We start from the raw sequence: 14,350 nt of genomic DNA, 5'->3' as shown, positions 1-14,350 counted from the left end.
GAGTTCCATCCACTAGGAGAGCTGACCTTAGATGGCGAACGAAGACAAACTCCGCTACTTCCTCAAGCAGGTCACGGCGGACCTGCACGCCACGCGCCGGCGCCTGCGCGAACTGGAGGCGCAGGAGCAGGAGCCCATCGCGATCGTCGGGATGGGCTGCCGCTACCCGGGCGGGATCGAATCCCCCGAGGACCTGTGGCGGCTCGTCGCCGACGGCGGCGACGGCATCACCCGGTTCCCGGTGAACCGCGGCTGGGACGTCGACGCCCTCTACCACCCCGACCCCGACCACGAGGGCACCTCGTACTGCCGTGAAGGCGGCTTCCTGCACGAGGCCGGTTCCTTCGACCCGTCGTTCTTCGGGATCAGCCCGCGCGAGGCCGTGGCCATGGACCCCCAGCAGCGCCTGCTGCTGGAGGTCGCGTGGGAGACGGTGGAGCGTGCCGGCATCGACCCGACCGCGTTGCGCGGCAGCCGCACCGGCGTCTTCGCCGGCGTGATGTACCACGACTACGCGGCCAGCGTCTCCGTGGTCCCGGAGGGTGTGGAGGGCTACCTCGGCACCGGCAACTCCGGCAGCGTGGTGTCCGGCCGCATCGCCTACGCGCTCGGCTTCGAAGGCCCCGCGGTCACCGTGGACACCGCGTGCTCCTCCTCGCTCGTCGCCCTGCACTGGGCGAGCCAGGCCCTGCGCGAGGGCGAGTGCACGCTCGCCCTCGCCGGCGGCGTCACGGTGATGTCGACGCCGAGCACGTTCGTCGACTTCAGCCGGCAGCGCGGCCTGTCGGCCGACGGGCGCTGCAAGTCGTTCGCCGACTCCGCCGACGGCACCGGCTGGGCGGAGGGCGCCGGCCTGCTGCTGCTGGAGAAGCTGTCCGACGCCCAGCGCAACGGCCACCGCGTCCTCGGTGTCATCCGCAGCTCCGCCGTCAACCAGGACGGCGCGTCGAACGGCCTGACCGCGCCGAACGGCCCCTCGCAGGAGCGCGTCATCCGCCAGGCGCTCGCGAGCGCCGGGCTGGCGTCCGCGGACGTCGACGCGGTGGAGGCGCACGGCACGGGTACGACGCTGGGCGACCCGATCGAGGCGGAGGCGCTGCTGGCGACGTACGGCCAGGACCGGCCGGAGGGCCGGCCGCTGTGGCTGGGCTCGATCAAGTCGAACATCGGGCACACGCAGGCCGCCGCCGGTGTCGCGGGCATCATCAAGATGGTCATGGCCATGCGGCACGGAGTGCTCCCGCAGAGCCTCCACATCGACGCCCCGTCGTCCCACGTGGACTGGTCGGCCGGCGCGGTCGAGCTCCTGAAGGAACCCACACCGTGGCCGGACGCCGGTCGCCCGCGCCGCGCGGGCGTGTCGTCCTTCGGTGTGAGCGGCACCAACGCGCACGTCATCATCGAGCAGCCTGCGGAGGCCGAAGAAGCCGCTTCGGAAGACGCGACGGCTCCGACGGCGGGCGTGGTGCCGTGGGTGCTGGCGGCGAAGTCGGAGGACGCTCTCAAGGCACAGGCCGAGCGGCTGCTGGCCGCGCTGACCGACGACGTGTCACTCGTGGACGCCGGCTTCTCGCTGGCCACCACCCGTGCGGCGCTCGAACACCGTGCCGTGGTCGTCGGCGCCGACCAGGAGGAGCTGCGGCGGGGCCTGACGGCTGTCGCCGAGGGCGCTCCCGCGGCGGGAGTGGTGCGCGGCTCGGCTCGCGGCAGCCGCCAGCTCGCGGTGTTGTTCTCGGGTCAGGGTTCGCAGCGTGCGGGCATGGGACGGGAGTTGTACGAGACGTTCCCGGTGTTCGCCGAGGCGTTGGACGCGGTGTGTGCCGAGTTCGACGGGGTGCTGGAGCGGCCGCTGCGTGAGGTGATGTTCGAGCAGGGTGAGCTGCTGGATCAGACCGGTTTCACTCAGCCTGGGCTGTTTGCGCTTGAGGTGGCGCTGTATCGGCTGGTCGAGTCGTGGGGCGTTCGGCCTGACTTCGTGACGGGTCATTCGATTGGTGAGTTGGCTGCGGCTCATGTGGCGGGTGTGCTGTCGCTGAGCGATGCTGTGACGCTGGTCGCGGCGCGCGGTCGTCTGATGCAGGCACTGCCTGCCGGTGGTGCGATGCTGGCCGTCGGTGCGGACGAGGCGACTGTGGCGGCCCAGCTGGAGGGCCGTGAGGCTCAGGTCTCCATCGCGGCGGTCAACGGTCCGTCGTCCGTCGTCATCGCCGGTGACGAGGACGTGGTGACGGAGCTGGGTGAGACGTTCGCTCAGGCCGGTCACAAGACGCGTCGTCTCCGGGTGAGTCATGCGTTCCACTCGCCGCACATGGACGCGATGCTGGAGGACTTCCGTCTGGTGGCGGAGGGCCTGTCGTACGAGCAGCCGTCGATCCCGGTCGTCTCCAACTTGACCGGTCAGGTCGAGGACGTCGCTTCCGCCGACTACTGGGTCCGTCACGTCCGTGGCGCCGTCCGCTTCGGTGAGGGTGTCCGCTGGCTTGAGGACCAGGGCGTCTCCGTGTTCCTCGAACTCGGCCCCGACGGTGTGCTCTCCGGCATGGCCCAGGAGTCCGTGACCGGCGAGCCCGCCCTCGTCGCGGCCCTGCGCAAGGACCGTTCCGAGCCGGAGGCCCTGGTCACCGCTCTCGGCCGGCTCCACGTCGCCGGGGTGACCCCGGACTGGAGCTCGTTCTTCACCGGTGGCAAGCCCGTCGACCTGCCGACCTACGCCTTCCAACACCAGTGGTTCTGGCTGGAGTCCCGCGATTTCGGTGAGGACGGGACGGTCTTCCGCGACCCGGTCGAGGCGAAGTTCTGGGAGGCCGTCGAGCGCGAGGACCTCGCTTCTCTCGCCGGGACGCTCCAGGTGGACGTGGAGCAGCCGCTGAGCGCGGTGCTGCCCGCGCTGTCGAACTGGCGCAGGCAGCGCCAGGAGCTGTCCGTCATAGACAACTGGCGCTACCACGTCGAGTGGGCGCCCCTCCCCGACGTGACCGGCCCGGTGCTGACCGGCACCTGGCTCGTCGTGTCCTCCGCCGCCCACGCCGACGACGCAGTCGTCGCCGCGCTCGCGGAGCACGGTGCGGACGTCCTCCGCGTCACGGTGACCGACCTCGACCGCGATGCGGTCGCCGAGCAGCTCCGCACGGCCGTCGGCGAGGAATCCGTCACGGGCGTGGTGTCGCTGCTGGGCCTCGACGACCAGGTGGACGCCGGGGTGCCGCTGGGCGTCACCGGCACGATGACGCTGGTGCAGGCACTGTCCGACGCCCGGATCGAGGTGCCCCTGTGGCTCCTCACCTCGGGTGCCGTCTCGGCCGGCGCGGACGCGCCGCGCAGCACGGTGCAGGCCCAGGTGTGGGGCCTGGGCCGGGTCGTCGCCCTGGAGTACCCGCGTGCCTGGGGCGGACTGATCGACCTGCCTGAGGCATGGGACGCGAAGACGGGCACCCGGCTCGCCGGGGTCCTCGCGGCCGCCGACGACGAGGACCAGGTCGCCGTCCGTCCGTCGGGCGTCCTCGGTCGCCGCCTGGTGCGCGCCCGCGTCGCGGACGCCCCGGTCGTACGCACCTGGGTGCCCTCGGGCACGGTGCTGGTGACCGGTGGTACGGGTGCTCTGGGTGGGCATGTGGCGCGTTGGGTTGCGCGGCATGGTGCTGAGCATGTGGTGTTGACCAGTCGGCGGGGTCTGGATGCTCCGGGTGCCGCCGAGTTGGAGGCCGAGCTCCGTGAGCTGGGTGTGGGTGTGACGGTCGCTGCGTGTGATGTGGCGGATCGGGAGGCGGTGGAGGCGCTGCTGGCGGGGGTGCCTGAGGAGGCTCCGCTTACGGCGGTGTTCCATGCGGCTGGTGTGGTGGATGACGGTGTGTTGGAGTCGTTGTCTGCTGAGCGTGTGGCGGGGGTGTTGCGTCCGAAGGCGGATGCGGCGCTGGTGTTGCATGAGGCGACGCGGGGTTTGAGTCTGTCGGCGTTTGTGGTGTTCTCGTCGTTTGCCGGTGTGGTCGGTGGTGCTGGTCAGGCTGGTTATGCGGCGGCGAACGCGTTCCTTGACGCGTTGGTTGAGGAGCGTCGTGGTGAGGGGCTGCCGGGTACGGCGGTGGCGTGGGGTCCGTGGGCCGGTGCGGGTATGGCGGCCGGTGAGATCGAGCAGCGCGCCCGCCGCGGCGGACTCACCGCCCTCACCCCCGAGCGGGCCATGGCCGCGCTCAAGCAGGCGGTCGACCACGACGACGCCGTGGTCGTCATCGCCGACATCGACTGGGACACCTTCACCGCCACCCGGCGCACCGCGCTGTTCGGCGACGTCCCCGAGGTGCGACGGCTCCACGAGGCCGCCGTCGCCGAAGCCGCCATGGTCGAGAACGTCTCGGCGCTGGCCCGATGGCTGGAGGAGGTGCCGGTAGGGGAGCAGGAGCAGGCCATCGTCGAGCTGGTGTGCACGCACGCAGCCGCCGTGCTCGGCTACTCGGGGGCCGCGGACATCGACCCCGAGCGGGCCTTCCGCGAACTGGGCTTCGACTCGCTGACCGCCCTGGAGTTCCGCAACCAGCTCAGCGCCGCCACCGGCCTGCCGCTGTCGGCCACCGTCGTCTTCGACTACCCGACCGCCGTCGCCCTCGCCGGATTCCTCCGCGAGGAGATCGTCGGAGCCGGCGCCGGCATCGCCGCGCTGATGCCGCACGTCACCCCGCAGGACGACGAGCCCATCGCGATCGTCGGCATGAGCTGCCGCTTCCCCGGAGGCGTCACTTCCCCCGAGGAGCTGTGGAAGCTCGTCGCCGGCGACGTGGACGCCATGTCGCCGTTCCCCACCGACCGCGGCTGGGACCTGGAGCGGCTCTACGACCCGGACCCCGACCAGCCCGGCACCGCCTACGTCCGCGAAGGCGGATTCGTCGGCGACGCCGCCAGTTTCGACGCCGCGTTCTTCGGCATCAGCCCGCGTGAGGCGCTGGCGATGGACCCGCAGCAGCGGCTGCTGCTGGAGACCGCCTGGGAGGCGTTCGAACAGGCCGGCATCGACCCGCTGTCGCTCCGCGGCACCCAGACCGGCGTGTTCGCCGGCACCAACGGCCAGGACTACGCCGCGGGCCTCACCTCCGTCCCCGAGGGCGTCGACGGCTACCTCGGCACCGGAAACGCGGCCAGCGTCGTCTCCGGCCGCGTCGCCTACGCCTTCGGCCTCGAAGGCCCCGCCGTGTCGGTCGACACGGCATGCTCCTCCTCCCTGGTCGCCCTGCACCTGGCCGCACAGGCCCTCCGCCAGGGCGAGTGCACACTGGCGCTCGCCGGCGGTGTCACGGTCATGTCCAGCCCGGCGGCGTTCATGGAGTTCAGCCGCCAGCGCGGCCTGGCCGCCGACGGCCGCTGCAAGGCCTTCGCAGCCGGTGCCGACGGCACCGCGTGGGGCGAGGGCGTCGGCCTGCTGCTGGTCGAGCGGCTTTCGGACGCGATCCGCAACGGGCACGAGGTGCTCGCGGTCGTCAAGGGCTCGGCGGTGAACCAGGACGGCGCGTCGAACGGTCTGACGGCTCCGAACGGTCCGTCGCAGCAACGCGTCATCCGGCAGGCACTCGCCAACGCGCAGCTGACACCGTCCGACGTGGACGCCGTCGAGGCCCACGGCACCGGCACCCAGCTGGGCGACCCGATCGAAGCCGACGCCCTGCTGGCCACGTACGGCCGGGACCGCGACGCCGACCAGCCCCTGTGGCTGGGTTCCGTGAAGTCCAACATAGGGCACACCCAGGCCGCCGCCGGCGTCGCCGGCGTCATCAAGATGGTCATGGCGATGCGGCACGGCATCCTCCCGACCACCCTGCACGTCGACGAGCCGACCCCGCACGTGGACTGGTCGGCGGGAGCCGTACGGCTGCTGACCGAGTCGCGGCCGTGGCCGGAGACCGGCCGGCCGCGCCGCGCCGCGATCTCGTCCTTCGGAGTGAGCGGCACCAACGCCCACACCGTCCTGGAACAGGCACCCGCCGTCGAGGCCGAGCCCGTCACCGAACCGGCCGCGCCGCAGCCGGCGGTGGTGCCCTGGCTGCTGTCCGGGCGCTCACAGACCGCGCTCACCGCACAGATCGAGCGGCTGGCCGAGCACGTCACCGAGCACCCGGAGCTGACCCGGCTCGACGTGGCCCACTCGCTGGTCACCACCCGCGCCATGCTGGAGCACCGCGCCGTGTTCACGGCCCCCGGTTTCGCCGACCCCGTCCAGGGGCTCGCGGACGTGCGGGGCAAGGTGGCGTTCGTGTTCCCGGGTCAGGGTTCGCAGTGGGTCGGTATGGCTGCCGAACTCATTGAGACCTCGCCGGTGTTCGCGGAGCGGATGCGGGAGTGTGCGGCGGCGTTGTCGTCGTATGTGGACTGGTCGCTGTTCGATGTGCTGGATGACGCTGAGGCGCTTGAGCGCGTTGATGTCGTTCAGCCGGTGCTCTTTGCGGTGATGGTGTCGCTGGCGGAGCTGTGGCGCTCGCACGGTGTGAAGCCGGCCGCTGTGGTCGGTCATTCGCAGGGTGAGATCGCCGCGGCGTGTGTTGCGGGTGCGCTTTCGCTCGACGACGCCGCGCGCGTGGTCGCTCTGCGCTCGAAGGCGATCCTGGCTCTGTCGGGTCTGGGTGGCATGGTGTCGGTGGGGCTGCCGGTGGAGCAGGTGCGGGAGCGCCTGACCGGTGGTCTGTCGATTGCCGCGGTCAACGGGCCGCGCTCGGTGGTCGTCTCGGGTGATGTGGCGGAGCTGGATGCTCTGCTGGCCGCCTGTGAGGCGGATGGGGTGCGGGCCCGCCGGATTCCGGTGGACTACGCGTCGCACTCGGCGCACGTCGAGGCGATCCGTGACGAGTTGCTGACTGTGCTGGCGGGCCTTGCCCCGCGTGCGGCCGAGGTGCCGTTCTTCTCGGCGGTGACCGCTGACTGGTTCGACACGTCTGGCCTGGATGCTGAGTACTGGTACACGAACCTGCGGGAGACCGTGCGGTTCGAGGAGGCCACGAAGGCGCTCGTCGAGCAGGGCTATCGCTTCTTCGTCGAGGCCAGTGCGCACCCTGTTCTCAATCTGGGCGTTCAGGAGACGATCGACGCTGTCGGCGCCGACGCCGTCGTCCTGGGCTCCCTGCGCCGTGAGGAGGGCGGGCTCGCCCGCTTCGCCACCTCGCTGGCCGAGGGCTGGGTCCGCGGCCTGGCCGTGGACTGGAGCCCGATGATCGCCGGTGGTCGGCGCGTCGACCTGCCGACCTACGCTTTCCAGGGCGAGCGGTACTGGCTGGACAAGACCACCGACGCGGACGAGGTCGCGGCCGGCGCCAAGGACGCTGCCGAGACGGCGTTCTGGGCGGCGGTCGAGCAGGAGGACACGAACGCGCTGGCCGGGACGCTTGGTCTCGACGACGAAGCGTTGAACGCGGTCCTGCCGGCCCTGTCGGCCTGGCGCCGTCGCCGTAATGCGCAGTCGCGGGTGGACGAGTGGCGTTATGCGGTGTCGTGGAAGCCGCTCTCGCTTGACTCTGCTGCTGTGTCGGGTCGTTGGCTGGTCGTTTCGACTGGTCAGGATGTGGTGTCGGAGGTGTTGGAGCGCGCCGGTGCTGAGGTCGTGCGGCTGGAGCTGGACGGTGTGGTGTCCAGGGCTGGGCTTGCCGAGCGGTTGTCCGGAGTCGAGGTCGACGGTGTGGTGTCGTTGCTGGGGCTGGAGGATGCCGCGCATCCCGAGTTCTCGGTGATGTCGCGTGGTCTGGCCGACACGGTGGCTCTGGTGCAGGCACTGGGCGATGCGGGTGTTGCCGCGCCGCTGTGGCTGCTCACCCGTGGTGCGGTGTCCGTCGGCCGGTCCGACCGGCTCACGAGCGTCGTCCAGGCACAGCTCTGGGGCTTCGGCCGGATCGTCGGCCTGGAACACCCCGACCGCTGGGGCGGCTTGGTCGACCTGCCGGAGTCGCTCGACGAGCGGGCTGCGGGCCGGCTGGTGGCCCTGCTGGCCGGCGGTGCCGGTGACGAGGACCAGGTGGCCCTCCGGTCCTCCGGCGTGTTCGGCCGTCGACTGGTGCCGGCCCCGCTGGGTGGGGCTGCCGCTCCGCGCACGTGGGAGCCGCGGGGCACGGTGCTGATCACCGGTGGTACGGGTGCTCTGGGTGGGCATGTGGCCCGTTGGGCGGCCGGTAACGGCGCCGAGCACCTCGTGCTCACCAGTCGTCGCGGCCGTGAGACGGCCGGGGCGGCCGAGCTGGAAGCCGAGCTGGTCGAGTTGGGTGCGCGCGTCACGATCGCCGCATGCGACGTGGCCGACCGCGACGCGGTTGCGGAGCTGCTCGCCGAGCACCCGGTGAACGCCGTCGTCCACGCGGCGGGTGTCAGCCACACCCGTGCGCTTCCGGACCTCGGCATCGCGGAGTTCGCCGACGCCGTCGCGGCGAAGGTGGCCGGTGCGCGTCATCTCGACGAGCTGCTGGGCGAGGCCGAGCTGGACGCGTTCGTGCTGTTCTCGTCCAACGCCGGTGTGTGGGGTGGTAGCGGCCAGGGTGCCTATGCCGCGGCGAACGCCTTCCTTGACGCGCTGGCTGCGGATCGGCGTGCTCGTGGTCTGACGGCCACGTCCATCGCGTGGGGTGCGTGGGCGGACAGTGGTATGGCGTCGTCGGAGGTCGCCGAGCAGCATCTGCGTCGTCGTGGTGTGCTGCCGATGGCGCCGGAGCTGGCGGTGTCGGCTCTGGTGCAGGCTGTCGAGCACGATGAGGCGTTCGTGGCGGTGGCGGATGTGGACTGGGCGCGGTTCGTGCCCGGGTTCACCGCCGCTCGTCCGCGGCCGTTGATCGCCGACATCCCCGAGGCGGCGAAGGCCCTGGCCGTGGCGGTCTCGGACGAGGTCACCGGTGTGTCGGAGCTGGCTGGGCGTCTGGCGGGTCTGACGGAGGCCGAGCAGGTTCGGCTGGTGTTGGATCTGGTGCGTTCTGAGGCTGCTGGGGTTCTTGGTTATGGTGCGGCTGAGGCGGTGGAGCCGAGCCGGGCGTTCCGGGAGATGGGCTTCGACTCGTTGACCGCGGTGGAGGTGCGTAACCGTCTCGCGGCGGCGACGGGTCTGAAGCTGCCGGCGACGCTGGTCTTCGACTACCCCAGCCCCACCGTCCTCGCCGAGTACCTCCGCGGGCAGATCGCCGGTACGGGCACGGAGCCCGGAACCGCTGTGGCCACGGCCGCCACGGTCTCCGGTGCCGTCGGCACCGACGAGCCGATCGCGATCGTCGGCATGGCCTGCCGCTTCCCCGGCGACGTGCGCTCGCCCGAGGAACTGTGGCAGCTCGTACGGTCGGGCGGCGACGCGCTGTCCACCTTCCCGGTCGACCGCGGCTGGGACCTGGGCGCGCTCGCCGGCTCCGGTTTCTCCCCCGCCGGCGGGTTCGTCTACGACGCCGCCGAGTTCGACCCGGCGTTCTTCGGCATCTCCCCGCGTGAGGCGCTGGCGATGGACCCGCAGCAGCGCCTGCTGCTGGAGACGGCCTGGGAGGTCTTCGAACGGGCCGGTATCGAGCCGTCGTCGGTGCGCGGCAGCCAGGCCGGAGTCTTCGTCGGGGCGTCGGCACAGGGGTACGGGGCCGGTCTGTTCCAGGCGTCCCAGGACGCCGCCGAGGGGTACCTGACGACCGGTGACGCCGGCAGCGTCGTCTCGGGCCGCATCTCCTACCTGTTCGGCCTGGAGGGCCCGGCGGTCACGGTCGACACGGCCTGCTCGTCCTCGCTGGTTGCCCTGCACCTGGCGGCGCAGTCGCTGCGCAACGGCGAGTGCTCGATGGCGCTCGCCGGAGGCACGGCGATCATGTCGACTCCCGCCGCGTTCATGGAGTTCAGCCGTCAGGGCGGGCTGGCCGGCGACGGCCGCTGCAAGCCGTTCGCGGAGGCCGCGGACGGCACGGGCTGGGGTGAGGGCGTCGGCCTGCTGCTCGTCGAGCGGCTCTCCGACGCGATCGCCAACGGGCACGAAGTGCTCGCGGTCGTACGGGGCTCCGCGGTGAACCAGGACGGCGCGTCCAACGGTCTGACCGCCCCCAACGGCCCGTCCCAGCAGCGCGTCATCCGCCAGGCCCTCGCCAACGCGCGTCTCACGCCGGCCGACGTGGACGCGGTCGAGGCCCACGGCACGGGCACCACCCTGGGCGACCCGATCGAGGCCCAGGCGCTGCTGGCCACCTACGGCCAGGAGCGGCTGGAGGACCGGCCGCTGCTGCTCGGCTCGGTGAAGTCCAACATCGGTCACACCCAGGCGGCGTCCGGCGTCGCCGGTGTGATCAAGATGGTCATGGCGATGCGCCACGGCGTGCTGCCCGAGAGCCTGCACATCGACCAGCCGTCGACCGAGGTGGACTGGTCGGAGGGCGCGGTCGAGCTGCTGACGGAGGCGGTGGCGTGGCCGGAGACGGGGCGTCCGCGCCGTGCGGGCGTGTCGTCGTTCGGTGTGAGCGGTACGAACGTCCACACCATCCTTGAGCAGGCTCCCGAGACCGCGCCGGTGGAGACCGTGCCCGCGGCCGTGGGCGTGGTGCCGTGGGTGCTGTCGGCGAAGTCCGAGACGGCTCTCAAGGCACAGGCCGAGCGCCTGCTGAGCGCGCTGGCCGACGACGCGTCGCCGGCCGACGTGGGCTTCTCGCTGGCCACCACGCGCACGGCCCTGGAACACCGTGCGGTGGTCGTGGGCGCCGACCGCGACGAACTGCTGCGGGGCGTGACCGCGTTCGCCGAGGGCACTCCGGCTGCCGGAGTGGTCAGCGGCCTGGCACGCGACGGCGGCCTGACGGCGGTGCTGTTCTCGGGTCAGGGTTCGCAGCGGGCCGGGATGGGCCGGGAGTTGTACGAGACGTTCCCGGTGTTCGCCGAGGCGTTGGACGCGGTGTGTGCCGAGTTCGACCGGGTGCTGGAGCGGCCGCTGCGTGAGGTGATGTTCGAGGCGGGGGAGGAGCTGGACCAGACCGGCTACACCCAGCCCGGGCTCTTCGCCCTTGAGGTGGCCCTGTACCGGCTGGTCGAGTCGTGGGGTGTGCGTCCGGACTACGTGACGGGCCATTCCATTGGTGAGTTGGCTGCGGCTCATGTGGCGGGTGTGCTGTCGCTGAGCGATGCTGTGACGCTGGTCGCGGCGCGTGGCCGGTTGATGCAGGCGCTGCCCACGGGTGGCGCGATGCTGGCCGTCGGTACGGATGAGGCCGTGGTGGCTGCGTACCTGGAGGGCCGTGAGGCTCAGGTCTCCATCGCGGCGGTCAACGGTCCGTCGTCTGTGGTGATCGCCGGTGACGAGGACGTGGTGACGGAGCTGGGTGAGACGTTCGCTGAGGCCGGTCACAAGACGCGTCGCCTCCGCGTGAGTCATGCGTTCCACTCGCCGCACATGGACGCGATGTTGGACGACTTCCGTCTGGTGGCGGAGGGGCTCACCTACGAGCAGCCGTCGATCCCGGTCGTCTCCAACTTGACCGGCCAGGCTGAGGACGTCGCTTCCGCCGACTACTGGGTGCGTCACGTTCGCGGCGCCGTCCGCTTCGGCGAGGGTGTCCGCTGGCTTGAGGACCAGGGCGTCTCCGTCTTCCTGGAGCTGGGCCCCGACGGTGTGCTCTCGGGCATGGCCCAGGAGTCCGTCACCGGGGCCCCCGCGCTCGTCGCGGCCCTGCGCAAGGACCGTTCCGAGCCGGAGGCCCTGGTCACCGCGCTCGGCCGGCTCCACGTCGCCGGCGTGGCCCTTGACTGGGGCACCTTCTTCACCGGCGCCCGACGCGTCGACCTGCCGACCTACGCCTTCCAGCGTCAGCACTTCTGGCCCCAGGCTGCTCCCGAGCGGGACCTGCCCGCTCGTGACGACGTCGAGGCGAAGTTCTGGGAGGCCGTCGAGCGCGAGGACCTCGCTTCTCTCGCCGGGACGCTCCAGGTGGACGTGGAGCAGCCGCTGAGCGCGGTGCTGCCCGCGCTGTCGAACTGGCGCAGGCAGCGCCAGGAGCTGTCCGTGATGGACGACTGGCGCTACCGCGTCAGCTGGGCTCCCCTCACCGACGCGCCGGCGGGCAGGCTCTCCGGCACCTGGCTCGTCATCGCGCCCGAAGCGCGTGCCGAGCAGGCCGCCTGGGCCGAGCAGGCCGCCTGGGCCGAGGAGGCCCTGCGGGCGCACGGCGCCGACGTGGCCGGGCTGGCGCTGGGCGAGAACGAGCTCGAGCGGGACGTCGTCGCCAAGCGGGTGCGCGAAGCCGTCGCCGGCCGTTCCGTGGCCGGTGTCGTGTCGCTGCTCGGCATCGTCGAGCGCGGCGACTCCGGCGTGCCGCTCGGGGTTCTCGGCACGCTGGTGCTGGCCCAGGCCCTGGGCGACGCCGCAGTGCACGCCCCGCTGTGGCTGCTGACCTCGGGTGCCGTGGCGGTGGACGCGGGTGACCGCGTCGTGCGGCCCGGGCAGGCGGAGGTCGCCGGGTTCGGACGGGTCGTCGGTCTGGAGTACCCCGACCGGTGGGGCGGCATGGTCGACCTGCCGGAGCTGCCCGACGAGCGGGCGGGTGCGCGGCTGGCGGGTGTGCTCGCGGCCGCCGGCGACGAGGACCAGGTCGCGGTCCGCTCCTCCGGTGTCTTCGGTCGCCGTCTGGTGCGGGCTCCTCTCGCGGAAGCGGGGGAGACGCCGGAGTGGCGGCCGTCGGGCACGGTGCTGATCACTGGTGGTACGGGTGCTCTGGGTGGGCATGTGGCGCGTTGGGTTGCGCGGCATGGTGCTGAGCATGTGGTGTTGACCAGTCGGCGGGGTCTGGATGCTCCGGGTGCCGCCGAGTTGGAGGCCGAGCTCCGTGAGCTGGGTGTGGGTGTGACGGTCGCTGTGTGTGATGTGGCGGATCGGGAGGCGGTGGAGGCGCTGCTGGCGGGGGTGCCTGAGGAGGCTCCGCTTACGGCGGTGTTCCATGCGGCTGGTGTGGTGGATGACGGTGTGTTGGAGTCGTTGTCTGCTGAGCGTGTGGCGGGGGTGTTGCGTCCGAAGGCGGATGCGGCGCTGGTGTTGCATGAGGCGACGCGGGGTTTGAGTCTGTCGGCGTTTGTGGTGTTCTCGTCGTTTGCCGGTGTGGTCGGTGGTGCTGGTCAGGCTGGTTATGCGGCGGCGAACGCGTTCCTTGACGCGTTGGTTGAGGAGCGTCGTGGTGAGGGGCTGCCGGGTACGGCGGTGGCGTGGGGTCCGTGGGCCGGTGCGGGTATGGCGGCCGGTGAGATCGAGCAGCGCGCCCGCCGCGGCGGACTCACCGCCCTCACCCCCGAGCCGGCCGTGGCCGCCCTGCACCGGGCGGTGACCCACGGCGACGTGGCCGTCGTCGTCGCCGACGTCGACTGGGAGAAGTTCGCCGCGGCCCGGCACACCGCCCTCCTCGGCGACATCCCCGAAGTCCGGCGCATGCGCGAGCAGGCCGCCCCCGTGGACGCCGCCCCTCAGGAGGACGCCTCCGCGCTGCTGCACCGCCTGGCGCAGCTGCCGGAAAGCGAGCGGTCCGCCGCCCTGGTGGAATTGGTCTGCGGCCACGCTGCGGCGGTGCTCGGATATGCGAATTCAGCCGCGATCGACCCCGGTCGTACCTTCGGTGAACTCGGCTGCGATTCGCTGACCGCCGTGGAACTGCGCAACCAGCTGACCGCCGCCACCGGTTTGCCGCTGTCGGCGAGCCTGGTGTTCGACTACCCGACACCCCTGGTGCTCGCCGAGGCGCTGGCCGCCGAGGTCGTCGGCGGCGCCGGGACCGACGGGGCCTCCGTGGGCTTCGCCGAGCTGGAGAAACTGGAAGGCGCACTGGTCGGCGGAGTGTCCGACGAGGTCGCCCGGAACCGGCTCGCCGAGCGGCTGCAGGCGCTGGTCGCCCGGCTCACCGGTGCGGACGAGGATCCGGCCGGCGAGAGCCGGGCGGCGAAGTTCGCCGAGGCCAGCGACGATGAACTGTTCGACTTCATTCATCGCGAGCTCGGCCGGTAGGGAGCGGTCCGGCACCCCCACGACATTAAAGATGTAGTGGTCGCAAGGGGGTGCACGGGCAAATTTCGGTAGGGGCGGGTAGGGGTTGTCCCTCCCGCCCCGCCGATCTTAGCGTTTCAGCAATGACAAATAGCATCGCGTGTTCGTGCCCTGAATAACTGGCAATCAATTCCGGGCCCGGCCACGCGATGCGCGGGTTTGTGGTTCGCGTCGACTCCTCCCGCGACCGCTTTAGGTGGGGCGTTGTCGATGACGGAAACGTGGGCACAGAGCAGGAACTCCGGCTCGGACGAGTCGCGAGCGGAAACGGGCCGTCTTGACAATTGAAGTCTTCGGTCGTCCGCGTACGCGTACGACTGGTTCGTGCAGCCGTGGACGACGGGACCGTCGTCAGCGGTACCGAGGCCG

1 protein-coding gene is annotated in these 14,350 nt (G+C 71.5%); it reads left to right on the top strand.

Annotated elements, in window-relative coordinates; all coding sequences use genetic code 11:
* The first annotated feature begins 31 nt into the window (after positions 1–31).
* Positions 32–13,942: a type I polyketide synthase gene (locus CYQ11_RS03490; RefSeq protein ID WP_099199035.1), complete on the top strand. Its 13,911-nt coding sequence runs from the start codon at positions 32–34 to the stop codon at positions 13,940–13,942.
* The last annotated feature ends 408 nt before the right edge of the window (positions 13,943–14,350 follow it).

This window comes from Streptomyces cinnamoneus (assembly GCF_002939475.1).
In the GTDB taxonomy this organism is placed as follows: Bacteria; Actinomycetota; Actinomycetes; order Streptomycetales; family Streptomycetaceae; genus Streptomyces; species Streptomyces cinnamoneus_A.
Note: the sequence above shows the minus strand (reverse complement) of the source record. Positions and strands in the feature narration are given on the sequence as shown.